Here is a 24,107-nt window from a genome sequence, read left to right as displayed (position 1 = left end):
AATCCAAGTTAGGGCGTTTTTAGTTAGCCTCTGGCACGTATGCAATTGATGAGAATTTATTATACGACTTAACAAATAGCAATTTAATGGTTCCTCGAGGGCCTGAACGGTTCTTCTCGATAATTACCTCGACTTCACCTACATCACCCATATCGTCGTCATTTTGACCACCTGAGTCATCATCTTCGCCATCTTCTCGCTCATAGTAATCATCACGATACAGGAATGCTACGATATCAGCATCCTGTTCAATTGATCCAGATTCACGAATATCAGATAAAACTGGTCGTTTATCCTGACGTTGTTCCACACCACGAGAAAGCTGTGACAATGAGATTACGGGCACATGGAGTTCTTTAGCAAGTTTCTTTAATTGTCGAGAAATATCAGAAACCTCTTGTTGTCTGTTTTCTCGATTTCCACCTTCGATCAGTTGCAAATAATCGATTACAACTAATCCCATGTTGCCAGTTTCTTTTTCTAATCGGCGACATTTAGCCCGAATTTCTGACATCTTAATTCCTGGGGTATCATCAATATAGATATTGGCTCGAGATAGGCTTCCCATCGCCACAACAAGGTTTTGCCATTCTTCTTCGGTTAATTGTCCGGTTCTCAAGTGGTTAGCGTTGATACTACCTTCAGCACATAACATTCGGTTAACTAACGATTCGGCACTCATTTCCAAACTGAAAATAGCAACGGCTTTATCAGTTTTGGTACCTACATTTTGAGCGACATTTAGCGCGAACGCAGTTTTACCAACGGCTGGACGAGCTGCTAAAATGACCAATTCATCATCATGCAACCCAGTAGTTATTTTATCGAGTTCGGGATAACCAGTTGATAATCCAGTGATTTCGTCGCCGTCTTGAGATAATCGGTCAATTTCACTAAAAGCAGAGTTTAAGACATCTTTGATTGGCTTGAATCCAGATTGATTCCGATTTTCAGCCACGTTCATGATGTCTCGTTCAGCGTTATCAAGGACCGTTTCAACGTCATCTTCCGTACCGTAACTATTGGTAACAATATTAGTGGCAGTTTGGATCAAACGTCTTAAAACGGCCTTATCTTTAACTATTTTGGCATAGTAAACAATATTAGCTGCGGTTGGCACTGAACCAGCTAATTCAGCAATATATGCAATGCCACCAGCATCTTCAAGATTATTTTGATCGGTCAGCATATCAGATACAGTAACAACATCGATTGCCTGATCCTTATCATTTAAATCAACCATGACCTGGAAAATAATCTGGTGAGAACGTTTGTAAAAATCCCCAGGATCCAGATATTCCATGGCCTCGATCAATGCATCGGTGCTTAAAAAGATTGCTCCTAGAACAGCTTTTTCAGCATCGACATTTTGAGGTGGTAATTCATTCATAGGTTCGTTGTTCATTTTAACTCCTCAAATTTCTCCGTAATTAAACTTATATTATCACACAAAATCATAAAATAAAAAACGTTCGTCAGATATAAATTTTACTAAGAAAAAGAAACACCTCACGATTACCAAATTGGCAACGTGAGGTCGTCTTCTTTTAAGATTATTGTTCAGTTACGTGAACCCGGATTTTAGCGGTCACTTGAGGGTGAAGCTTTACAGGCACGTTAGTGTATCCAGCTACCCGAATTGGCTCATTAAGCTCAATTTTACGCTTATCCAGCTTGATTCCATATTGCTTATCAAGTGCAGAAGCGATTTGTTTACTTGGAATTGAGCCAAATAATCGGCCATCAGAACCGGCTTTCGCAGTTAATTCAACAACTGTGTCGTCGTTTTCAAGAACTGCCTTAACTTTTTGAGCATCTTCTAAGACTTCTTCAGCTTTCTTTTCTTCAGCCTTTTGTTGTCCCTTAAGTTGACTCATTGCAGTTGGTGTAGCAGCTTTAGCCTTACCTTGCTTAATCAAAAAGTTTTGTGCATAACCATCAGGAACTTCCTTGATATCACCACGTTTACCTTTTCCACGAACATCTTGTAAAAAAATTACTCTCATAATTAATCACTCCTACTTAACAGTATTCCTGCTATTCATTATCATCGATATTCTTGATGGTTTCAAGCAGCATTTCTTTAACTTCACTCACTGACTTGTCAGCGATTTGAGTAGCACCACTTGAAAGGTGACCACCGCCACCCATTCGTTCCATGATGATCTGTACGTTGATATTCCCCGTACTTCTAGCTGAGACTCCAACTAAACCATCTAGTCGCTTGGTAATGATAAATGCGGCGTCTACTCCTGACATAGTCAATAATGAATCACATGCTTGTGCAGCGGTAACTGAATCGTATGCTTTATCATCTTCACCAGTAATAAGTGCCATATCGTCATTGAAAAATTCAACTAACGAAATCAAATGGTTTCGTTCAAGGTAATTATCAACGTTTTCCTTCATTAATTGTTGCATATCATTCGAATCAGCACCTGTTGATCTCAAGTAACTGGCCGCATCAAAGGTTCTGGTACCAGTTCTCATTGAGAAGCGTTGAGTATCTACAAAAATACCGGTAAGCATTGCTGTAGCTTCAACCTTATTAATTGGTTCTTCTTCGTGAGATTGATATTCAAACATTTCAGTGATCAACTCACATGTTGAAGAAGCGTAAGGTTCAATGTAGACCAACATTGGATTTTCTGGAAATTCTTCTCCTCGACGGTGGTGATCAATAATAACCACCTTTTTAGCCATCATTTCATAAACCTCTTCAGAAATACTAATTGAAGGCTTAGAATGATCCACCATAATCAATAAACTATTATCGGTAGCCTTAGTTATAGCCTCGCCAGGAGTAATGATTGCATCATTGATTTCTGGATAACTTTTAGTTTCTTGAAGTAGTCGTTGGATATCTGAGTGAACTTGCTCTTTATCAAGAACAATCCAACATTTTTTACCATTCATCTGAGCAATTCTTCTAATTCCCAAACAAGCTCCTAATGAATCCATATCAGGTCTAGTATGTCCTTGAACAAATACTTGATCAGAATCATTCATCAACTCATTTAAGGCTTGAGAAATCATTCTAGCCCGGACTCTAGTACGTTTCTCCATTGGGTTAGTTTTTCCACCGTAGAACCTAGCAGTTCCATCAAGTTCACGGACAACTACCTGGTCACCACCTCGACCAAGTGCCAAGTCCAAATTACTTTGAGCTTGATCCGCTAAACTATTTAAGTCTTCATCACCATAAGAAATACCGATACTTAATGTTAATGGGAAGTTTTGTTTAGATGTACTTTCACGAACCACATCCAAAATATTAAACTTGTCATTTTCAACTTCATTTAATGCCTTAACATAGGCTAATAAGAAGAAATGATCATCGTCAATTTGTTTCAAATACATACCATATTTTTGTGACCACGAGGCGAGCTCATTAGTCACATAGTTACTAAGGTTCGAAATTTCTTGGTCAGTCATCGACTGGGTAACTTCATCATAGTTATCTAGGAAGATCTGTCCAACCGTGATTTGTTCGTTGTCGTAACGTTCCTCTAGCTTGGCATACTTAGTAATGTCTAAGAAATAAATAGTGTTATATTCCCGTTGGACAAGCATTGAAAACTTGTTATCATGCCATGTGATGGTATGAAATTCATTGGAATCCTCATACTTTAAGATGGCTTCTTCAAGATTATGATCTAAGTCCCCAAGTGACTTTTGAAGCACATTCTCATCTTTAAAATAATTTAGCAAGAATGGATTAGCCCATTCAATTTTTTTGTTTTCGCCTAATACCAATACACCAATTGGCATTTCTAAAAGGGCTTCTTGTTCACCACGATGAATTCTATATGATAAATCAGCTATATACTTATTCGTATCAGAACTGATTTCATTCATCATAACTATTGTATATATCAATCCAACAATACTAATGGCCACAAGAACAATCGCTGAAACCACACTATATAGGAACGAAACAACGACCCCGTAAATTACTGTGACTGCGATAAAAATCATAATTCGTCTTAGTCTAGTATTATGCAGAAATGGTGGTAGTTGACCATTTCCTTTTGAATTATTATTATCCATATTAATCCTCTTAACTTAACGTTGTATTGCCTTTATTTTACCACAAGTGTGATTTCCCTTCGTGATCGACTATTGCTAATCAAAAATTTGGTAAAAAAAAACCGAGATATAAATATCTCAGTTTCTTATTATGCTATTAGTCTTCAGCAACGAAAGGCATTAATCCCATGATGCGTGAACGTTTGATAGCAATTGTTAATTTACGTTGGTTTTTGGCACTAGTTCCAGTCACACGACGTGGAAGAATTTTTCCACGTTCTGAGACGAAACGAGCTAACAAATCAACATCTTTGTAATCAATGTACTCGATGTGGTTTGCTGCGATAAAATCAACTTTACGACGGCGACGGCCGCCACGTCTTTGTTGAGCCATAACTATTTCCTCCTCAAGTTATTTCGATTGTTTACCTAGAATGGTAAATCGTCATCGGAAATATCAATTGAGTCTCCAGAATTAGCAAACGGATCTGCTGGTGCAGAACTGTTACTGTTATTTGAAGTATTCCCAAATGGATTTCCATTGCCTTGTTGAGGAGCATTGCCACCTTGTGGTGCACCTTGATTGTTGTTGTCACGGTTTGACCGTGGCTCTAATAATGCAAAGTTTTCAACCACAACTTCAGTTACATAAACTCGCTGACCTTGTTGATTTTCATAATTTCTAGTCTGAATACGACCATCAATTCCAACCAAAGATCCTTTATGAACGAAGTTGGCAAAATTTTCAGCGGATTTACGCCAGATAACGCAGTTAATGAAATCTGCCTCACGTTCACCTTGTTGATTTGTAAACTGGCGATCAACTGCAAGTGTAAATGTACCTACAGCTGTTCCACTTTGAGTGTATCGTAAATCAACATCGCGGGTTAGGCGTCCCGTTAACATTGCTCTGTTTAGCATGCTGAATTTGCCCCTCTCAATTTATAATTTAGATATTAACCTTCGCGAACGACAGTCATTTGACGTAAAATGTCGTCACTGATCTTTGAAAGACGATCAAATTCGTTCAAAGCTGCATCTGAATCAGCAGTTAAGTTAACAATGTGGTAAGTACCTTCATTGTAGCCACCAATTTCGTAAGCAAACTTACGCTTTGACCAATCTTTAGAATCGATAATCTTAGCACCGTTATCAGTCAAGATCTTGTCGAAACGTTCTACTAAAGCAGTCTTAGCAGCGTCTTCGATATCTGGACGAATGATGTAAGTAATTTCGTATTTCTTTTCTTCCATGATTTGCACCTCCTCTTGGACAAATGGCTCTTCTTAAAAAAAGAGCAAGGAGAGTTTCTGTATTATCAGATACTCACAATTTAAAACTATACCATGCATCAATAAAAATATCAATATGCCTAATTTGTTGTTTTACGATACGTTAATTATATACGAAAAAAGATGACGATAACCGTCATCTTTTTAAATTATTCTTCTGAATTATTGTCAATATTCTTATCAACGCTATTATCAGTGTTTTCGTTAACTACTTCATCACTATCATCATCGACATCAGGATCTTCTTTTTCGACCTTAGCCATTGTAGCGACTTTGGCATCATCATCCATTCGGATTAAATGCACACCAAGAGTTGCACGACCAGTTTCTGAAACACCATTAACATCGAATCGAATCATGACACCCTTGTCAGTGATCAACATAATATCTTCTTGACCGTCCACAGTTGTTAATCCAGCTAATGGACCATTCTTTTCGGTAATGTTAGCGGTCTTGATACCTTTACCCCCACGACCCTTAATTGGGTATTGGCTGGCATGTGTTCGTTTACCGTATCCCTTTTCAGAAATAATGAATACTTCACTATCTTCTGCTAAGACATCGGAACCAACTACGTAATCTTCTTCACGTAATCTAATTCCACGAACACCGGTTGCAGAACGACCCATCGAACGAACGTCGGATGCTTTGAAACTAACAGCATATCCTCGGTGAGTTCCGATAATAATGTTTTGATCTGATTCTACGATCAATACGTTATTAACTTCATCCCCATCTTTTAGATGAATGGCCTTTAGACCATTGCTTCTGATGTTAGTAAATTCAGCAACAGGTGTCCGTTTTACTGTTCCATTTCGAGTAACAAAGAATAATTCTTTTTCGGAATCATTATTTCTATCCGAAATATTGATAACTGCTTGAATTTTTTCACCGTTCTCAATGCTTAGTAAGTTAATGATTGGAATTCCCTTAGCTGATCTACCAAATTCAGGTATTTCGTAACCCTTCATCCGATAAATCTTACCGGCATCTGTGAAGAACAGTAGGACATCATGAGTTGATGTTGAAACTAAATGTTCAACGAAGTCATCATCATGGACACCCATCCCTTGAACTCCACGACCACCACGATTTTGTGATTTAAATTCATCAGTTGGAATTCGTTTGATGTAACCATTATGAGTAAGAGAAATAATAACATCCTCTTCTTCAATCAAGTCTTCATCTTCAAGGCTTAAAACTTCACCAACTAATAACTCAGTGCGACGATCATCACCAAATTTGCTTTGAATTTCAAGCAATTCTTGGTAAATAATTTGATTGACACGTTCACGACTTGCAAGAATTTCCTTGAACTCTTCAATACTCTTCATCAAATCGTCGTATTCTTTATCAATCTTTTCTCGTTCCAAACCAGTTAATCTAACTAATCGCATATCCAAGATTGCTTGGGCTTGCTTATCACTAAGTCCAAAGCCATCGATCAATTGATTCTTAGCGCTGTCACCAGTTTGTGATCCTCGAATAATTTTAATAATTGCATCAATATGATCAAGGGCGATTCTTAACCCTTCTAGAATGTGAGCTCTAGCTTGAGCCTTGCTCAAATCATATTTAGTTCTTCTAGTGATAACTTTAACTTGATGTTCCAAGTAGTAAGTCAAAATTTCTTTTAAGCTAAGCACTCTTGGAGTTTCATCAACGATGGCTAACATGTTAAAGCTAAATGAAGTTTGCATCAAAGTTAATTTATAAAGGTTATTCAAAATAACTTCAGCACTTGCTTCACGCTTAACATCGATAACTACTCGTAAACCTTCACGGTCAGATTCATCATTAATATCAGAAATACCTTCAATTCGTTTGTCACGAACTAACTCAGCGATTCTTTCAATTAATTTGGCCTTGTTGACCATATATGGAAGTTCAGTAGCAACAATCTTTTGCTTGCTGCTAGCTTCCCCTTCAATTTCGACCTTAGCACGTAAAGTAATGGTTCCCTTACCAGTTTCATAAGCCTTACGGATTCCAGACTTACCCATAACGACTCCTCCAGTTGGGAAGTCAGGTCCGGGAAGAGCTTCCATCAAATCTGCAGTCGTTGCATCAGGATTATCCATCAAAATATGAATAGCACTGATTACTTCAGATAGATTATGTGGCGGAATATTGGTGGCCATACCCACAGCGATTCCAGAAGCCCCGTTAACTAGTAAGTTAGGGAATCTAGCTGGTAAAATGCTAGGCTCACGTTCTGTTCCGTCATAGTTATCAACAAAGTCAATCGTGTCCTTATTGATATCACGTAACATTTCTAGTGCAATCTTGCTAAGTCGAGCCTCGGTATAACGCATGGCAGCAGCGCCATCACCATCGACGGAACCAAAGTTACCATGTCCATCAACTAGCATGTAACGGTAACTAAAGTCCTGCGCCATACGAACCATTGATTCATAAACGGCTGAATCACCATGTGGATGATATTTACCTAAAACATCCCCAACGATTCTGGCTGACTTTTTATATGGCTTATCAGGGGTAACCCCTAATTCATGCATATCATATAAAATTCGTCTATGAACCGGTTTTAAACCATCACGAACATCTGGCAATGCACGAGCGACAATAACACTCATCGCATAATCCAGGAATGATGTTCGCATTTTTTTAACTAAGTCAACGTTGGTTACGCGACCATCATAGTTGCTATTTTCATTAGCCAATCCTCAAACCTCCATTTCGGACAACCAAAAATTGTTTCATGTGAAACAATAACTAAATATCTAAGTTTTCAACGAAGACTGCGTTATCTTCAATAAACTCACGACGTGGTTCAACTTTGTCACCCATTAACATTGAAAAGACATCGTTTGCTTCAGCAGCATCTTGAGATTCAACTCGCAGCAATCTTCGGTTGTCCGGATTCATGGTTGTTTCCCACAATTGTTCCGCATCCATTTCTCCAAGACCTTTGTATCGTTGAATAACTGGTTTAGGTGATGGTTGTAGTTGACCAAGAAAAGCTGTTAATTCTTCGTCACTATCAATATACTTCTGCATCTTACCTTGACGGACTTGATACAAAGGTGGTTGAGCAATGTAAACAAAGCCAGCATCAACTAGCGGTCTCATGTATCTATAGATCAAAGTTAATAGCAATGTTTGGATATGAGCTCCATCGACATCGGCATCAGTCATGATAATCAACTTGTGATAATGAATTTTTTCCAAATCAAAATCATCACCAAATCCGGTTCCCATAGCTGTAAATAGTGAACGGATTTCTTCATTAGCCAAAATTTTATCCATAGTGGCTTTCTCAACATTCAAAATCTTACCTCGAATAGGCAAAATAGCTTGAGTGATTCGTGAACGACCCTGCTTAGCAGAACCACCGGCTGAATCACCCTCGACGATAAATAATTCAGAGATTTCAGGATCTTTACTTGTGTTATCAGCTAATTTACCAGGTAAATTACTGATTTCTAGGCCACTCTTCTTACGAGTAACTTCACGAGCTCGTTTAGCAGCGCTTCTGGCCTTTGAAGCTAAGATTCCACGATCGACAATTTTTCTAGCAATACTTGGATTTTCCATTAAAACTTTTGAAAAATGATCACTAAAAATACGATCAGTGGCAGTTCTAGCATCAGAGTTACCTAATTTGGTTTTAGTTTGTCCCTCGAATTGTGGATCCGGATGCTTAATACTTACGACTGCTGTGGTACCTTCACGAACATCTTCACCAGAAAGGTTATCATCATTATCTTTAAGCAAGTTGTTCTTACGAGCGTAGTCATTAATAACTCTGGTAAGTGCTCGCTTGAATCCTTCCTCATGGGTTCCACCTTCATAGGTATGGATATTATTGGTAAATGTCAGCAAATCACTGTGGTAATCATCCGTATATTGAATAGCTACTTCAACAGTAATGCCATTTTCAATACCCTCAACGTAGATAGGTTCATCAAATAAGACGGACTTATTTTTATCAAGGTATTCAACATAGTGCTTGATTCCACCTTCGTATAGGAAATCTTCTTCTGTTGGTTCATCAGGACGAAGATCTCTAACGATGATTCTTAAGCCCTTATTTAAGAAAGCTAATTCGCGAAGACGAGTTAACAATATTTTAATGTCATAAATTGTGGTTTCTCTAAAAATATCTGGATCTGGAACAAAGTGAACTTTAGTTCCATGAAGATCTTCGGAGACATCCTCAATGGCTTTCATTGGTGTTTTTACTCGGCCACGTTCAAAGTCCATGTAATAAACTTTACCGTCACGAGTAACGGAAACATCCAATTCTTTAGAAAGAGCATTAACAACAGAGGCCCCCACACCATGAAGTCCACCAGAAACTTTGTATCCGCCGCCGCCAAATTTACCCCCGGCGTGCAAAATAGTAAAAACAGTTTCCAAAGCTGGTTTACCAGTTTTTTGTTGAATATCAACAGGAATTCCCCGACCATCATCAGTTACGGTAATACTGTTGTCTTTTTCAACCGTAACGGTGATTTTGGTTGCAAAGCCAGCTAAGGCTTCATCAATTCCGTTATCAACAATTTCCCAAACTAAATGGTGAAGTCCTTGAGAAGTCGTAGTTCCAATGTACATCCCCGGACGCTTACGAACAGCTTCAAGGCCTTCAAGCACTTGAATTTGGCTGGCATCATATTCATGGGCTAACTCTTTTTTGGTTTCTTTTTCGTCTGCCATTACGATCCTCCTGATCTTAATCCCTACTTACTTTACCATCAGCTATATGAAATACCTGTGGATCAGTAAGTAATTCCTCTTGAACTCCACTTAAACTCGTTGTTGTTAAAAATGTTTGCACACGATCTTGGATTGCCGTCAGTAAATGCGTTTGGCGGTAATCATCAAGTTCCGATAAAACATCGTCAAGTAACAAAACTGGATATTCACCAGTTTGCTGCTTCATCAAGTCAATTTCAGCGAGTTTCAATGACAATGCAGTTGTTCTTTGTTGCCCCTGTGAACCAAAGGATTGAACTTCCTTACCGTTGATAACAAAAACGATGTCATCACGATGAGGTCCAATGATAGTAGAAGCCTGCATTATTTCTTTTTCTTTGATGGTTGAAAATTGTGACAAAAGATCTTTATAGATAGAATCAACGCTTGCTAATTCATTTTTTGAAGCCGCAGTCTTATATCTAAATATTAATTTCTCTTTTCCTTGAGAGATTTCGTTATGAATTCGTTGAGCAAAAGTTTGTAACTGATTTAAAAGTGAAATTCGTTCAAAAATAATCTCAGCCCCGTACGCGGCTAGTTGATCTGACAAAACATCCAAATAAACTTTGTCACTACGACGCTGAAATTTTAAATCTTTTAAGTAACGATTTCGTTGTTTTAAAATTTTTCGATATTGCGTCAAATTGTAGAGATAATGACTACTCATTTGACCAAATTCCATATCCATAAACTTTCGTCGACCTTGAGGAGATCCCTTCACAATCGATAAATCCTCTGGAGCAAATAAAATTACGTTTAATTGGCCAATATAACTTGATAGCTTCGCTTGTTCCAAATGGTTAAGTTTTGCCTTTTTACCCTTTGGTCCCAAATCAAGTTCTATAGGAACTGTTGAATACTGCTTTTCAATTATTCCTTTAATCTGAGCGTTTTGACTATCCCAGTTAATTAGCTCCTTGTCATTTGATGTTCTATGACTCCTAGCCAGTGCCAATACATAGATTGCTTCTAATAAGTTAGTTTTGCCTTGAGCATTTTCTCCAAGTAACACATTAATTCCATCAGCAAAAGTTATTTCTTGATCTTCATAATTACGAAAATTACGGAGACTAATTTTCGTTAACCTCATTCATTCTCCTGCTTTGAGCGAATAAAAAACATGCCAACGTCAGGCACCGAGACATTATCACCATCGCGAAGTTTTTTTCCACGACGATTTTCTGGTTCACCATTTACATCAACAGCGGTTTCTCTTAGATACCACTTTGCTTGGCCTCCAGTTGAAATAATTGCTTCTTCTTTCAATAACTGGCCTAAAGTGATGTATTCATCATCAATCAAAATCTCTTTTTTCACAATTTCACCCACCTTTAACAGATAATATTATACGCCAAATTTAAGGAAAAGTACATCTTACAAATGCATATAAGCCATTTTCAGCCGTTTTTGAGTATTTCGATATTTTTGACCAAAAATAAATAAAATTCCTAAATAAGGCGTACACAGAATATTAAAGAAAATTACCTTCTGTTTTTATTTAAAAACAAAAAAAGACCACCATTTGAATAATGGTGGTCTCAATGCAGTTCTTTGTGAACTAAAAAGTTCTAATTGGTGTGATTAATTGAACGAAACTTTCGCCATCTTCAGTAGGCATCAAAGTAAATGGTCTTAATGCTGACGTGAAGTCCACATTAATCGCGGTTTGGCTCAATGATCTTAATGCATCTTTCATATAATCCGGGTTGAATGAAATCTCTAACTGATTTCCCTCTAATGAAATTGGTTCGATATTTTCTTGAACTACACCAACATCTGGTGAATTTCCGTAAATCGTTACTGAATTATCTTCAGGATTAATAATCATTTTAATGACATTATTACGAGATTCATGAGAAAGAAGTGAGGCTCTTTCAACTGTGGCTAACAGGGATGAAGCTTCAAATGAAACTCGAGTATCGAATGAATCAGGAATCAATCTTGAAGTATCAGGATAATTTCCTTCTAACAATCGGGAATAGAATAATGTTTCGCCAATCACAAATAATGCTTGGTTTTCTGTGACTGATAATAAAATATCATCTTTTGAATCGTCGATCATTTTAGAAAGCTCTGACAAACTCTTACCAGGCAACACAAAGTCATATGTGTGTTCGAATGGTTGTTTCATGGCAACTTTCCGTTGGCTTAATCTGTGACTATCTGTTGCAACTGCCAAAATGTTTTCGTTATCCATAGTGAAATGAACACCCGTAAGGATTGGTCGACTTTCTTGGTTAGAAACGGCGACAATTGTTTCACTTATGATTTGTTTCAAAACATCCCCTGCAATTGGCAAAGAATTACTTGAGTCAATTTCTGGTAAATGAGGATAGTTATTAGCATCAAGTCCATTGATGGTGAATGATGCTGATCCAGAAGTAATAACCGTCTGGAAGTTATCAGTAATTTCAATAGTTAATGTATCTTCAGGAAGTTTTTTAACGATTTCGGTAAAGAAACGTGCAGGAAGAACGATTGCTCCTTCTGATTCCACTGCCAATAAATTATCTGGATTAGAAGCTTTTATGGTGGTTTCAATTGAGATATCAGCGTCACTACCAGTTAATATTAAGCTTTGGTTAGTAGCGATGATCTTTAATCCAGTCAATATTGGAATAGTAGTTTTGGTTGAAATCGCTCTAGAGACAATATTAAGTCCCTTAATAAATTCAGATTTGCTAATTGTAAATTTCATTCGAATCTAAACCTCCTGGAGTGTGTAGTTATATATATATTTAATTAATAAAAAAATAGAAGAAACAGTAGGCCCTGTGAATATGTGGATAACTATCTCAAAAGTGAAGCTGTCACTAAAATATACCTGTGGATAATTATGTGGACAAAACCGTTCAAACTTCTAAACTTATCCACAGATGATTATACCATTTTATCTAAGGCCTTTTTTTAGTTCAGTAATTTCTTTTCTTAATCCAGTATCAAGTTTAATTTTTTCAGTAATCTTTTCATAAGCATGAATTACCGTGGTGTGATCTTTGCCACCAAATTCTTTACCAATCTTAGGTAAGGAGTTGTTTGTCATCTCGCGAGCAAGATACATGGCTATTTGTCTAGGCATAACTATTGATGCTAAACGTTTCTTACCTTTCAAGTCATTAACCGATACGTGATAGTATTCGGCAACTTGGGTTTGAATATCAACGATACTTAATTGATGACTTTGCGTTTCAAGCTTTAAGCCACGTAAGGCTTCATAGGCCAAATCAGTCGTAATTGGTTCACCCTTTAATCTGGAATATGCCTGAACACGTGAAAGAACGCCCTCTAATTCACGGACGTTGGAATCAACTTGGTTAGCAATGTAATTGATTGTTTCACTAGGGATTTCTAACTGATCGATTTCAGCCTTGTTTTGCAGGATCGCAATTCTTGTTTCCAAATCAGGTGGTGTGATATCTACTGGAAGTCCCCAAGCAAATCGTGATACTAAACGATCTTGAAGCTTAGGAATCTCTTGTGGTACACGGTCTGACGTCAATACGATTTGCTTATCATCGTTATATAAGTCATTAAAAGTATGGAAGAATTCTTCTTGGGTTGCTTCCTTATCTGCGAAGAATTGGATATCATCAACCATTAAAATATCAACATTTCGATATTCTTGGCGGAATTCTTCTGTTTGATTGGTCTGAATTGCATTGATGAAATCGTTAGTGAAAGCTTCACTAGTAACGTATTTAACCTTTGCATCAGGATGATCAGCAACCAATTTGTTGCCGATAGCTTGCATCAAATGAGTCTTTCCTAATCCAACACCACCATAGAAAAATAGTGGATTGTAAAGTTTTCCAGGTTCTTCTGACACAATCAGTGCAGCGGCGTGAGCCATTTGGTTACCTTTGCCAATAATAAAGGTATCAAAGGTGTAATGCGGATTAAGATGACCTTCCTTACTTAATGCGTAGCCAGTGGAATTCTTTGAGGAATTGACTGTATTTGAATCGTCCGTGCTGGCGTTGACATCTGAATCGAGAATGAATTTAGGAATGATGTTGTCTTTCGTAATTACAAAAGCATATTCAATTAAATTGGGAGCTAATTGCTTTTCCCAATAATCACGATGTAGTTCAGATGGCAAAGACAGCGTTAATGTAGAACCGTCAAAGCTGATTGGTTTAACTGGTTCGATCCAAGTTTCAAATGATAACTTGGGTGTATTAGCTTTGAACTTATCGCTGAGTTCGGCCCATAAAACTTCTTTGTCTAGCACGGTTGTTCCTCCTTGTTTGGATTTTTTGAGTATTCGATTTTCAAAACAGACTTATTTTATCATTCTAAAAAAAAGTTTTCCACAGGGTGAAAGTACCTGTGCATAATTGTTTCACATGAGTGGATGAATAAAAAAACGAGCCTGTGGATAAGTGTGTATAACTTTTTGAATGCAGTTTAATCCACAGCTGCCTGTGGATAACCAAGGCTTTAGACAAAAGAATTTAAAGCGCTATAATTTAGTTATCCACAGGTTGTTAAAAAACTAAATCACACTGTGTTTATTTGTGGATAACTTTGTATAAAACCTGGGAATTAATTTTTACGATGTGTGCAGTTATCCACAGGTTTATGCTCATGAAACATTTTTATAATTTTTTTTGAGTTGGAATTGACTATTTCATTAATTTTGGAACTGTGATATCATATTTGGGAAATGCATTTGACAAATAGATATTAAATGCTTAATTGCAACTTTCTAGTAAAGGAGGATTCCTTCTTATGAAGAGAACATACCAACCAAAGAAGCGTCATCGCGCTCGCGTTCATGGCTTCCGTAAACGCATGAGCACCAGCAATGGTCGTAAAGTGTTAGCACGCCGACGTCAAAAAGGTAGAAAATCATTGACTGCATAGACCACTGACCTCAGTGGTCTTTTTTCATTTTTAAGTAAATTGGAGATGCACTATGCGAAAATCATATCGAGTCAAAAAAGAGGCTGATTTTCAAGAAGTCTTTGAGACTCATAACTCTGTCGCTAACCGTCAATTTATCGTGTATACCTTAGATAAACCAGGTCAACTACATTTCCGAGTAGGTATTTCTGTTGGAAAAAAGATTGGTAATGCAGTTCACCGTAATTGGGTAAAGAGACGAATTCGGCAATCAATTACAGAATTAAAACCTTATCTAAGACAAGATGTTGACTTTATCGTCATTGCACGACCATCTACTGATCAAATGGCAATGAAAGATGTTAAGTCAGGATTAGTCCACGTTTTGAAGTTAGCAAATCTTCTAAATCAAGATTACGATAGCGAGGAATAACGTTGAAAAAGAAAGTTAAACGGATAGTAACGCTACTAGCCTTACTGAGTATTACTTTAATTCTAACGGCCTGTAGTAACGCACCTATCACTAATCACAGTACTGGTTTGTGGGATGGTTTAGTCGTTCTAAACTTCTCAAGAGCAATTATTTGGTTATCCAAATTCTTTAATGATAGTTATGGAATGGGAATTATTATCTTTACCATTCTTGTTAGAATTGTCATTTTGCCATTGATGATCTATCAAACCAGAAGTATGCGTAAGACGCAAGAAATTCAGCCTCAATTAAAAGAACTTCAAAAGAAATACTCTTCTAGAGATTCTGAAACAATGCAAAAATTGCAAACAGAACAAAGGAAGCTATATTCTGAAGCAGGCGTTAATCCAGTGGCTGGATGTTTACCATTGATTGTACAAATGCCAATTATCTTTGCTTTGTATCAAGCAATTTGGCGGACACAAATTTTGCGTAGTGGTTCATTTATGTGGCTTCAATTAGGTCATAAAGATCCATACTTCGTTTTGCCAATTCTTGCGGCAATCTTTACATTCTTAAGTTCTTGGTTGGCTATGAAGAGTCAGCCTGAATCAAATTCGATGACTACGATGATGACAGTTGGTATGCCAGTAGTAATTTTAATTACTGCGATTAATTTACCTTCAGCCCTATCTCTTTACTGGGTAATTACTAATGCCTTCCAAGTTGGTCAAACATTAGTAATTCAAAACCCTTGGAAGATTCGTCGCGAACGTGAAGAAAAAGAACGTGAAGAAAAAGAACGTCAACAAGCAATTCAGCGAGCCGTTAAAAAGGCTAAAAAGAGTAAACGTAAATAGTAGAAAGACCGGAATTCACTTAATTAGTGCATTTCGGTCTTTTTCATTGCATAATGATTACTAATAAGTATTATGTGAATGATTAGTGATGATTTTATTACGAACATAATAAGAAACGCGTCATATCTATGTAAGACGTTTATTTGAGCGGTAAAATGTGATATCATATTTCAGTTAAATTCGTTAGAAGAGGTTTGTAATGACTACTTATTCAGGAAAAACAATTGAAGAAGCAATCGCAAATGGTCTAAGTGACTTATCACTAAATCGCAATCAAGTTGAAGTAACTGTTAAGGTTCAGCCTAGAAACGGTTTTTTTGGTATTGGTAGAAAGCTTGCTCAAGTTGAGATTAATAAAATTGAGCTGCCGGTTAGCCAGGATGAGCCATCTAAGACTAATGATGTTAATATGGTCAAGCAAACTGTTAAATCATCATCTTCAAGCAATTCTGTTGTCGAAGAAGATGATGAAAATGATAATGCTTCTTTAAATGATATCGTCAGTGATTTAGAGGTATATCTTCATGATGTGATTACAGCAATGGGCTTTGATCATAAACTAACTGTTGATCTGAAGAATCATCATTCTTTGTACATTGATATTGATGCAGATGAGTCAAAACAAAGTTTGTTAATCGGTCATCACGGTCGGACAATTAACGCTTTGCAAGGCTTAGCACAAGTATTCGTTAACCGACTTGGCGCTAATAATTTAAATGTGGTTTTAGACATTGCCAATTATCGTGCCAGACGAAGTGAGGCATTAGCGCAATTAGCCGAAAAAACCGCGCGAAATGCCATTGCAAATGGCAAACCGGTTTATTTAAACCCAATGCCAGCTTTCGAACGGAAAGAAATTCATAATGTGTTGGTTGATAATCCACATGTTATTACTTATTCAACTGGAAGAGAGCCACACAGAGTCATCGTGGTAGCTCCTAAATAAAAACAAATATCGTTTGACAAATGATAACCGATAAAATATCATAGTGTTAATCATTCTTATCTTAACTAGGTAAAGTAGTGAAAGTGCTTTATCCACGCCTATTTGGGCGTGGTGTAGGCACTTTTTTTGTTCTTAAAATGCTTTTTAGCATTTGGAGGTAATTAAAAAATGGTTTTAACAACAACAGAATTAGATACAATTGCAGCTATTTCGACTCCACCTGGAGAAGGTGGTATTTCAATCATCAGAATCAGTGGTGAAGAGGCGATCAATGTCGCTGAAAAGTTGTATCGTGGTAAGAATTTGACCAACGTAAATAGCAATACTATTAACTATGGCCACATTATTGACCCTGAAACTGGTGATGAAGTGGATGAAGTGATGCTGTCAGTTATGAAAGCACCACGAACTTATACGATGGAAGATATCATTGAAATCAACTGTCATGGTGGAATCGTGGCTACTAATCGCATTTTGCAATTAGTTTTGAGTAATGGGGCTAGAATGGCCGAACCAGGTGAGTTTACTAAACGTGCATTTTTAAATGGTCGAATTGATTTATCTCAATCAGAAGCTGTCATGGATTTGATTGAAGCTAAAACTGATCAATCAATGAAGGCTGCTATTAGTCAACTTGACGGTAATCTTTCTCGATTGATCAAGAACTTACGTCAAGATATCCTTGATGTGTTAGCTCAAGTTGAGGTTAACATCGATTATCCAGAATACGATGACGTTGAGACAATGACTAGTCGGCTATTACGGGATAAGGCTGTAGATGTCCATGCCAGAATTGAACAGTTGTTAAAGACTGCCAAGCAAGGCAAAATTCTTCGCGATGGCTTAGCAACATCGATCATCGGACGCCCCAATGTTGGTAAATCCAGTTTATTGAACCATCTCCTACATGAAGATAAGGCAATCGTTACGGACATTCCAGGAACTACTAGGGATGTGCTGGAAGAATACGTTAATGTTCGCGGAGTACCGCTTAAATTGATCGATACTGCTGGCATTCGCGATACTGAAGACAAAGTTGAAAAAATCGGGGTTGATCGTTCCCGAAAAGCCATTGAAAGTGCTGATTTGGTATTACTAGTGATTAACGCTAGTGAACCTTTGACAAGCGAAGATCATGAATTGATCAAATTAACTGATAATGGCCAAAGAATTGTTGTTCTTAATAAAACTGATCTACCTATGAAGCTAGATTTAGCCGAATTAAAACAACTGACAGGCAATAAAAATATGATTTCAACTTCAGCAATTGAGGCTGATGGTCTTCAAGAACTTGAAGAACTAATTGCTAAGATGTTTTTTGAAGAGGGAATCAATAGTAGTCAGAATAGTGTCATGATAACTAATGCTCGGCATATCGGACTATTGAATCAAGCTAACCAATCTTTGGATAGTGTTATTCAAGGCCTTGATCAAGGGATGCCAGTTGATTTAGTTCAAATTGATATGACGCATTGTTGGGACTTACTTGGAGAAGTCACCGGTGATAGTTATCAAGATGAGTTGATCGACCAACTATTCAGTCAGTTCTGTTTAGGTAAATAGCGATTCATGTGAAACATTTGGAGGAAAAAACATTGGAAAGTTTACGTGTTAGCGATGTGAAAAAGTCATATCATGGTGAGGATTATGATGTCATCGTAGTTGGTGCTGGCCATGCTGGTACAGAGGCCGCATTAGCTGCTGCTCGAATGGGTAATAAGACGCTATTAATGACCATTAATTTGGATATGGTTGCCTTTATGCCATGTAATCCATCAATTGGTGGACCCGCAAAGGGAATCGTCGTTCGTGAAATTGATGCATTAGGTGGCGAAATGGGTCGCAACATTGATAAGACCTATGTACAGATGCGGATGCTTAATACAGGTAAAGGTCCTGCTGTTCAGGCATTAAGAGCGCAAGCTGATAAGCATGCTTACCATGCTGAAATGAAGGATACTATTGAAAACGAACCTAACTTAACTTTACGTCAAGGAATCGTTGACGATTTAATCGTCGAAGACGGTGAATGTAAGGGAGTTATTACTAATACTGGTGCTAGATATAGCGCTAAGGCAGTGGTAATTGCTGCTGGAACAGCTGCTAGAGGTAAGATTATTATTGGTGAATTGATGTACGCATCAGGTCCCAACAATTCTCAACCTGCTGAAAAACTAACAGCTAACCTTGCCAAGTTAGGTTTTGATATGGAACGTTTCAAGACTGGTACTCCACCACGAGTTGATGGTACTACGATTGATTACGCTAAAACTGAGGAACAACCAGGTGATGAACAACCTAATCATTTTAGTTATGAAACCTCAGATAGTGATTACATTGACGTGAAAAACCAATTATCATGTTGGTTGACTTACACCAATGAAAAGACTCATGAAATTATTAGAGAAAACCTTGATCGCGCACCAATGTTCACTGGTGTGATCGAAGGAGTAGGACCTCGTTACTGTCCTTCAATTGAAGATAAAATCGTGCGGTTTGCTGATAAGTCTCGTCATCAATTATTCTTGGAACCTGAAGGTCGTAAGACTGAAGAATGGTATGTTCAAGGACTATCAACTTCAATGCCTGAAGAAGTACAACAAGACATCGTTCATTCAATTGCTGGATTGGAAAATGCTCAAATGATGCGTCCAGGATATGCCATTGAATATGATGTTGTTGCACCGTACCAATTGAAGCCAACATTGGAGACTAAGTTAATCAAAAATCTTTATACTGCTGGTCAAACTAACGGAACTTCAGGATATGAAGAGGCTGCTGGTCAAGGAATCATCGCTGGAATTAACGCTGGTCGTCGTGCCTTAGGCCAAGGACCATTCGTATTGAAGCGAAACGAAGCTTATATTGGCGTTATGATCGATGACTTGGTAACTAAGGGAACTAAGGAACCATATCGACTATTAACTAGTCGTGCTGAATATCGTCTATTACTTAGAAATGACAACGCTGATATGCGATTAACAGAAAAAGGTCACGAACTAGGATTGATTTCTGAAGATCGTTACCAAAGTTTCTTAGCTAAGAAGGCTGCTGTTGAAAATGAATTAGAGCGTTTAAACAGTATTCGTATCAAGCCTTCAGACAAGGTCAACGAATTTATTCAAGCTCATGGTGACAAGCCACTTCAAGATGGTGTAATTGCTGCAGTGTTCTTGAGACGACCATATGTTGATTACCAAACATTAATGGAATTTGTTGATGCTCCTGCAGAACCATTGAATCATCGAGTAATCGAACAGGTTGAAATCAGAACTAAGTATGCTGGTTACATTACGAAAGCTGAAGCTAACGTTGAGAGAATGAAGAAGATGGAAGAGAAGCATATTCCTGATCGGATTGATTACTCAGTAATTGACGGTATTGCTACTGAAGCTCGTCAAAAGCTTGCTAAAATTCAACCACAAACAATTGCCCAAGCATCTAGAATTAGTGGAGTTAACCCTTCTGATATCGCTATTTTAAGCGTTTATATCCAACAAGGACGAATCGCTAAGATTGATGTTCAAGGCGCATAATTAATAAATAAAAAGCACTATGAATGATTCTATTTTAAGAATCGTTCATAGTGCTTTTTTGCTACTATATTTGTGAAGTAGAGGTACTTAAAGAATTAAATAAAATCAGACTTAGTAAGATACAGAGCATTATTGCCACAGCCATCGGTAAGTAAGTAGCGATGCCAAAGAGGCCAACTAATGGGGACATTAAGCTACCAATTCCATTTTGAGAAAGGCCGAATAATGCTGACACACTACCACCATTTTGTGTTCCCATATTCATAACTATCGAAGTCATCAAAGTGAACAAAATTCCGAATTGAGTCACAATTAAGAATACAAGAATAATTACAACTGGTAATGATCGGAAAAGATACCAGCTACCAATTAATAGTAGTGATGTTATCAATGTCGACGTCAGAATGGTTTTAGTCTGCTTGGATTCGGAGATTCGATTGGCAAAGAATCCCGGAATGATTGAACCAACCGCAATCCCTATCCCATTCAACGCATAAAGAAAACTGAAATTTTGGACTGACATATGGAAGTAGTTTTGAAAGACGAATGAAGAAGCTGAAATGTAACTGAATAAACCACCAGTTACTAATCCTGCAGAGATAATCATACGTAAGAAGCGATCGTTCTTAACTAAATCTCCAATCGAATTCATAGTAGAAAGAATGCCTCCAGTTGATCTGGCGGTTGTCGGTAAGGTCTCTTTGATCCCACCGAATAATGCCAGAACAACTAATAAACCAATGATTGCTAATACGATAAAAATCCCTTGCCAGCTCGTGAACTGAATAATTATACCGCCTAATACTGGTGATAATACTGGAAAGATACCATTTACGGCGGAAAGCATCGAATAAAATTTGGTTAGTAATGGGCCGCTGAACAGGTCTCTGGCGATTGCCCTAGATAATACCTGACCAGAAGATCCGGCAAGTCCTTGGATGAATCTAAGGCCAATTAGCAAGTAAATTGAATCGGTCATCGAAATTAATAGTGAAACAAGTCCAAAGAGAGCAAAGCCAATAATTAATGGCTTTTTGCGACCATATCTATCACTCAATGGCCCAACGACTAATTGTCCTAAAGCAAGACCAATCAAGCAGGCACTTAAGCTAAGTTGCAGTACTGAAGTCTGAGTATGTAAGCTTTGCGCCATATCTGGCAGTGCCGGTAAATACATGTCCATTGATAGTGGACCAGTTGCACTGACAGTTCCTAAAATGATTGCCAGCCAAACTTGTTTTTTAACTGAAATATTTGTTTTCATTTTAATTCTCCTAACACGACTTATCATAATACAGGGTTGTGATGGCTAGCGCAAATTAGTAAGAAGTGGTTAAGAGATGAACCATTTAATAATAGTGTGATAAAATTAAAACAGTTGTGGCCTACTAAGTAGGTTACTTTTATTTAAAGGAGTTAGACAATGGCAAAGAAGTCAAAAGATAGTAAATCAACCTCATTTTTTAAAGAGGCTATGAGCTGGATTATTCCGGTCGTCGTCGGAATTGTAATTGCACTTTTATTACGACAATTCGTTATCACATTTGCGAGAGTTGATGGACCATCAATGGAGCCCAACCTTGTAAATAACGAGCGAATGGTAGTTTGGCGTCAGGCTAAAATTAAGCATTTAAGTGTTATCGTTTTTGATGCTAATGGAGTTGATCCTGAAGCTACTAAACAAAACACTGATTACGTTAAGCGTGTTATTGGCTTACCTGGTGATACAGTATCAAGTAAGGATGGCAATATTTACGTTAATGGCAAAAAGATCAATCAAAACTTCATTAGTAAATACCAAAGAACTACAGGAACTGGTAATTGGGATTTGAAGTCACTTTCTAAGAGTTGGCCTCGAAATGTTAATTCAGTTAAAGTTCCAAAGGGTAAGTATTTTGCGTTAGGTGATCATCGAAGCGTTTCTAATGACGGTCGTTACTGGGGTTTTGTGCCAAAGGATAAGGTCCTTGGTGTTGCCAAGACATTCTTCTGGGAAACTAACAAAACTAAACGTGATAACGTTAATAGTCTAGCTTATTAAGATAATTTGAAATCCGGTTTTATTCCTTTGGAGTAAACCCGGATTTTTTGTAACTTGTTAAACAGAATGGGGAAGGACAATGGTTGATTTAAACAAGCTGTATCAAGAACTTAGTAATAATCTAGGGCAATCTGGGTGGTGGCCGGCAGATTCTAAAGAGGAAATCATTCTGGGCGCCATTTTGGTTCAAAATACCAATTGGAACAATGCTGACTTGGCCCTAACTGAACTCAAGCGAAGAACAGGACTGGATCCTCAGAATATTCTTAACTTAACTCAAGAAGAATTGATGAGGATTATTAAGTCTAGTGGATTTTACAAGAATAAATCCCGAGCTATTTTAGCAACGTTTGAATGGCTAGATAAAGAGGGATGGGATTATGAGGCAATCAGTGATCGATATGGTTCTAAGCTGCGGTCTGAATTATTAAAAATTCCGGGAGTCGGTAATGAAACTGCCGATGTCTTTCAAGTGTATATTTTTGATAGACCTGTATTGATTGCTGATAGTTACACAAGGAGATTGTTTGCCAAATTAGGTTACACCAAGACCAAGACTTACGAAGAGCTGTGGAAACAAGTCAAATTACCTAGTAATTTTACGTATCTGGATGCTCAGGAATTTCATGGATTGATTGATAACTTTGGTAAGGAATATTTACGATATGATGGATTGTTTGAGAAGAGCTTTTTGGCGGGGATGAAATAAAAGATGTGTGAAACAGTATTCTGTTTCACACATCTTTTTTAAATTTCCGTTTGATTATAATCCACCAAAATAGGTTTATCAGTCACATCTAAGATTGCGACACTACCATTTTCTGGTTGGTCAATAAATGTTCCCGGCTTTGAGTAGAGACCAGCAACGTTTCTAATGAATGTTCCATGTGAAACAACAAGAGCAGTCTCACCATCTTTAAGCTGATTTTGTAGGCCTGTGAAAGCATTCTGAATACGATTTTGGAGCTGTTCACCGGTCTCAGCTTCTTTAAAAGGATCAGCATCGTGCATGAAATCTCTGACTGCCAGTAAACCGTATTTTTTGATGAGGAAGTCTTGATCAAAACTCCCTTGAGGGCCACCAATTTGATTCCAAGTTACAACACTATCGACACCTTCAAATGAGCCAAAATAAACTTCACGGAAGTTCTTATTGATCATTGGAGCAATATCTGTCACTTTATTTTCAGCTAAAATTAAATCTCGTGTGACAATAGCTCTCCCTAAATCAGAACTGATTGCCACGTCAAAGTGAACTTGATTTAACATCTTACCAGTATTAGTTGCTTGCTGTTCGCCAGTTTGGGTCAAAGGCGAATCGATCCATCCCTGCATTCTTCTGAAGTGATTAAGAATTGTTTGACCATGTCGAACTAGATAAACTGTTTTCATAATTTTTCCCTTCGAATATTAGTTACCATCAT

Annotated in this window: 22 protein-coding genes; 8 read left to right on the top strand and 14 right to left on the bottom strand. The window is 37.6% G+C overall.

The window, feature by feature from the left end:
- Positions 1 to 19: 19 nt before the first annotated feature.
- From dnaB to dnaA, 12 genes are all read right to left on the bottom strand, one after another.
- On the bottom strand, positions 20 to 1,405 hold the full coding sequence (dnaB, locus tag O0236_RS00385; protein WP_268912205.1) for a replicative DNA helicase: 1,386 nt from the start codon (positions 1,403 to 1,405) through the stop codon (positions 20 to 22).
- Positions 1,406 to 1,553: 148 nt separating this feature from the next.
- Positions 1,554 to 2,006, bottom strand: a complete 453-nt coding sequence (gene rplI / locus O0236_RS00380) for a 50S ribosomal protein L9 (protein WP_268912204.1) — start codon at positions 2,004 to 2,006, stop codon at positions 1,554 to 1,556.
- Positions 2,007 to 2,037: 31 nt separating this feature from the next.
- Positions 2,038 to 4,050 (bottom strand): DHH family phosphoesterase, encoded by a 2,013-nt coding sequence (locus tag O0236_RS00375; RefSeq protein ID WP_268912203.1) that lies wholly within the window; start codon positions 4,048 to 4,050, stop codon positions 2,038 to 2,040.
- Positions 4,051 to 4,186: 136 nt separating this feature from the next.
- Positions 4,187 to 4,423 carry a 30S ribosomal protein S18 gene (gene rpsR, locus O0236_RS00370; protein ID WP_268912202.1) on the bottom strand — a complete coding sequence of 79 codons (237 nt, stop codon included), beginning with the start codon at positions 4,421 to 4,423 and terminating at the stop codon, positions 4,187 to 4,189.
- 35 nt (positions 4,424 to 4,458) lie between these two features.
- Positions 4,459 to 4,950, bottom strand: coding sequence for a single-stranded DNA-binding protein (ssb, locus tag O0236_RS00365; RefSeq protein WP_268912201.1), 492 nt, complete (start codon positions 4,948 to 4,950; stop codon positions 4,459 to 4,461).
- Positions 4,951 to 4,985: 35 nt separating this feature from the next.
- Positions 4,986 to 5,282, bottom strand: a complete 297-nt coding sequence (rpsF, locus tag O0236_RS00360; protein WP_268912200.1) for a 30S ribosomal protein S6 — start codon at positions 5,280 to 5,282, stop codon at positions 4,986 to 4,988.
- Between the two features lie 188 nt (positions 5,283 to 5,470).
- Positions 5,471 to 7,945 (bottom strand): DNA gyrase subunit A, encoded by a 2,475-nt coding sequence (gene gyrA, locus O0236_RS00355; RefSeq protein ID WP_372791769.1) that lies wholly within the window; start codon positions 7,943 to 7,945, stop codon positions 5,471 to 5,473.
- A gap of 112 nt (positions 7,946 to 8,057) precedes the next feature.
- On the bottom strand, positions 8,058 to 10,001 hold the full coding sequence (gene gyrB / locus O0236_RS00350; RefSeq protein WP_268912198.1) for a DNA topoisomerase (ATP-hydrolyzing) subunit B: 1,944 nt from the start codon (positions 9,999 to 10,001) through the stop codon (positions 8,058 to 8,060).
- Positions 10,002 to 10,017: 16 nt separating this feature from the next.
- Positions 10,018 to 11,133: a DNA replication/repair protein RecF gene (recF, locus tag O0236_RS00345; protein WP_268912197.1), complete on the bottom strand. Its 1,116-nt coding sequence runs from the start codon at positions 11,131 to 11,133 to the stop codon at positions 10,018 to 10,020.
- Complete coding sequence (gene yaaA / locus O0236_RS00340) at positions 11,130 to 11,360, bottom strand: S4 domain-containing protein YaaA (RefSeq protein ID WP_268912196.1); 231 nt, start codon at positions 11,358 to 11,360, stop codon at positions 11,130 to 11,132. Before yaaA ends, recF begins: the two co-directional genes overlap by 4 nt.
- Positions 11,361 to 11,601: 241 nt before the next feature.
- Positions 11,602 to 12,741 (bottom strand): DNA polymerase III subunit beta, encoded by a 1,140-nt coding sequence (dnaN, locus tag O0236_RS00335; protein WP_268912195.1) that lies wholly within the window; start codon positions 12,739 to 12,741, stop codon positions 11,602 to 11,604.
- 192 nt (positions 12,742 to 12,933) lie between these two features.
- A complete protein-coding gene (gene dnaA, locus O0236_RS00330; protein ID WP_268912194.1) occupies positions 12,934 to 14,274 on the bottom strand; it encodes a chromosomal replication initiator protein DnaA in 1,341 nt (446 codons plus the stop codon).
- Between the two features lie 500 nt (positions 14,275 to 14,774).
- Here dnaA and rpmH point away from each other — a divergent pair, with 500 nt between their 5' ends.
- The 6 genes from rpmH to mnmG all read left to right on the top strand — a co-directional run bounded on the left by rpmH (position 14,775) and on the right by mnmG (position 20,642).
- Positions 14,775 to 14,909 carry a 50S ribosomal protein L34 gene (gene rpmH / locus O0236_RS00325; protein ID WP_035166548.1) on the top strand — a complete coding sequence of 45 codons (135 nt, stop codon included), beginning with the start codon at positions 14,775 to 14,777 and terminating at the stop codon, positions 14,907 to 14,909.
- 52 nt (positions 14,910 to 14,961) lie between these two features.
- The gene (gene rnpA, locus O0236_RS00320; protein WP_268912193.1) at positions 14,962 to 15,321 is read left to right on the top strand and encodes a ribonuclease P protein component; all 360 of its coding nucleotides are present in this window, start codon (positions 14,962 to 14,964) and stop codon (positions 15,319 to 15,321) included.
- 2 nt (positions 15,322 to 15,323) lie between these two features.
- Positions 15,324 to 16,160 (top strand): membrane protein insertase YidC, encoded by an 837-nt coding sequence (gene yidC / locus O0236_RS00315; RefSeq protein WP_268912192.1) that lies wholly within the window; start codon positions 15,324 to 15,326, stop codon positions 16,158 to 16,160.
- 199 nt (positions 16,161 to 16,359) lie between these two features.
- Positions 16,360 to 17,106 (top strand): RNA-binding cell elongation regulator Jag/EloR, encoded by a 747-nt coding sequence (gene jag, locus O0236_RS00310; protein ID WP_268912191.1) that lies wholly within the window; start codon positions 16,360 to 16,362, stop codon positions 17,104 to 17,106.
- A 168-nt stretch (positions 17,107 to 17,274) separates the two neighbouring features.
- Positions 17,275 to 18,669: a tRNA uridine-5-carboxymethylaminomethyl(34) synthesis GTPase MnmE gene (gene mnmE / locus O0236_RS00305; protein ID WP_268912190.1), complete on the top strand. Its 1,395-nt coding sequence runs from the start codon at positions 17,275 to 17,277 to the stop codon at positions 18,667 to 18,669.
- Positions 18,670 to 18,701: 32 nt separating this feature from the next.
- Positions 18,702 to 20,642 carry a tRNA uridine-5-carboxymethylaminomethyl(34) synthesis enzyme MnmG gene (mnmG, locus tag O0236_RS00300; RefSeq protein WP_268912189.1) on the top strand — a complete coding sequence of 647 codons (1,941 nt, stop codon included), beginning with the start codon at positions 18,702 to 18,704 and terminating at the stop codon, positions 20,640 to 20,642.
- A 64-nt stretch (positions 20,643 to 20,706) separates the two neighbouring features.
- Here mnmG and O0236_RS00295 read toward each other — a convergent pair whose 3' ends face one another.
- Positions 20,707 to 21,906, bottom strand: a complete 1,200-nt coding sequence (locus O0236_RS00295) for a multidrug effflux MFS transporter (protein WP_268912188.1) — start codon at positions 21,904 to 21,906, stop codon at positions 20,707 to 20,709.
- Positions 21,907 to 22,065: 159 nt separating this feature from the next.
- Between O0236_RS00295 and lepB the strand changes: the two genes are divergently transcribed.
- Positions 22,066 to 22,683 (top strand): signal peptidase I, encoded by a 618-nt coding sequence (lepB, locus tag O0236_RS00290; RefSeq protein WP_268912187.1) that lies wholly within the window; start codon positions 22,066 to 22,068, stop codon positions 22,681 to 22,683.
- A gap of 79 nt (positions 22,684 to 22,762) precedes the next feature.
- Entirely contained in the window at positions 22,763 to 23,392 is a 630-nt protein-coding gene (locus O0236_RS00285) for an endonuclease III domain-containing protein (protein WP_268912186.1), read from the top strand.
- Positions 23,393 to 23,430: 38 nt separating this feature from the next.
- Here O0236_RS00285 and O0236_RS00280 read toward each other — a convergent pair whose 3' ends face one another.
- Positions 23,431 to 24,075: a histidine phosphatase family protein gene (locus tag O0236_RS00280; RefSeq protein ID WP_268912185.1), complete on the bottom strand. Its 645-nt coding sequence runs from the start codon at positions 24,073 to 24,075 to the stop codon at positions 23,431 to 23,433.
- Positions 24,076 to 24,107: the final 32 nt, after the last annotated feature.

It is taken from the genome of Lentilactobacillus sp. SPB1-3 (assembly GCF_026913205.2).
Classification (GTDB): domain Bacteria; phylum Bacillota; class Bacilli; order Lactobacillales; family Lactobacillaceae; genus Lentilactobacillus; species Lentilactobacillus terminaliae.
The sequence above is the reverse complement of the archived record's forward strand: the minus strand, read 5'-3'. Positions and strand labels throughout refer to the sequence as shown.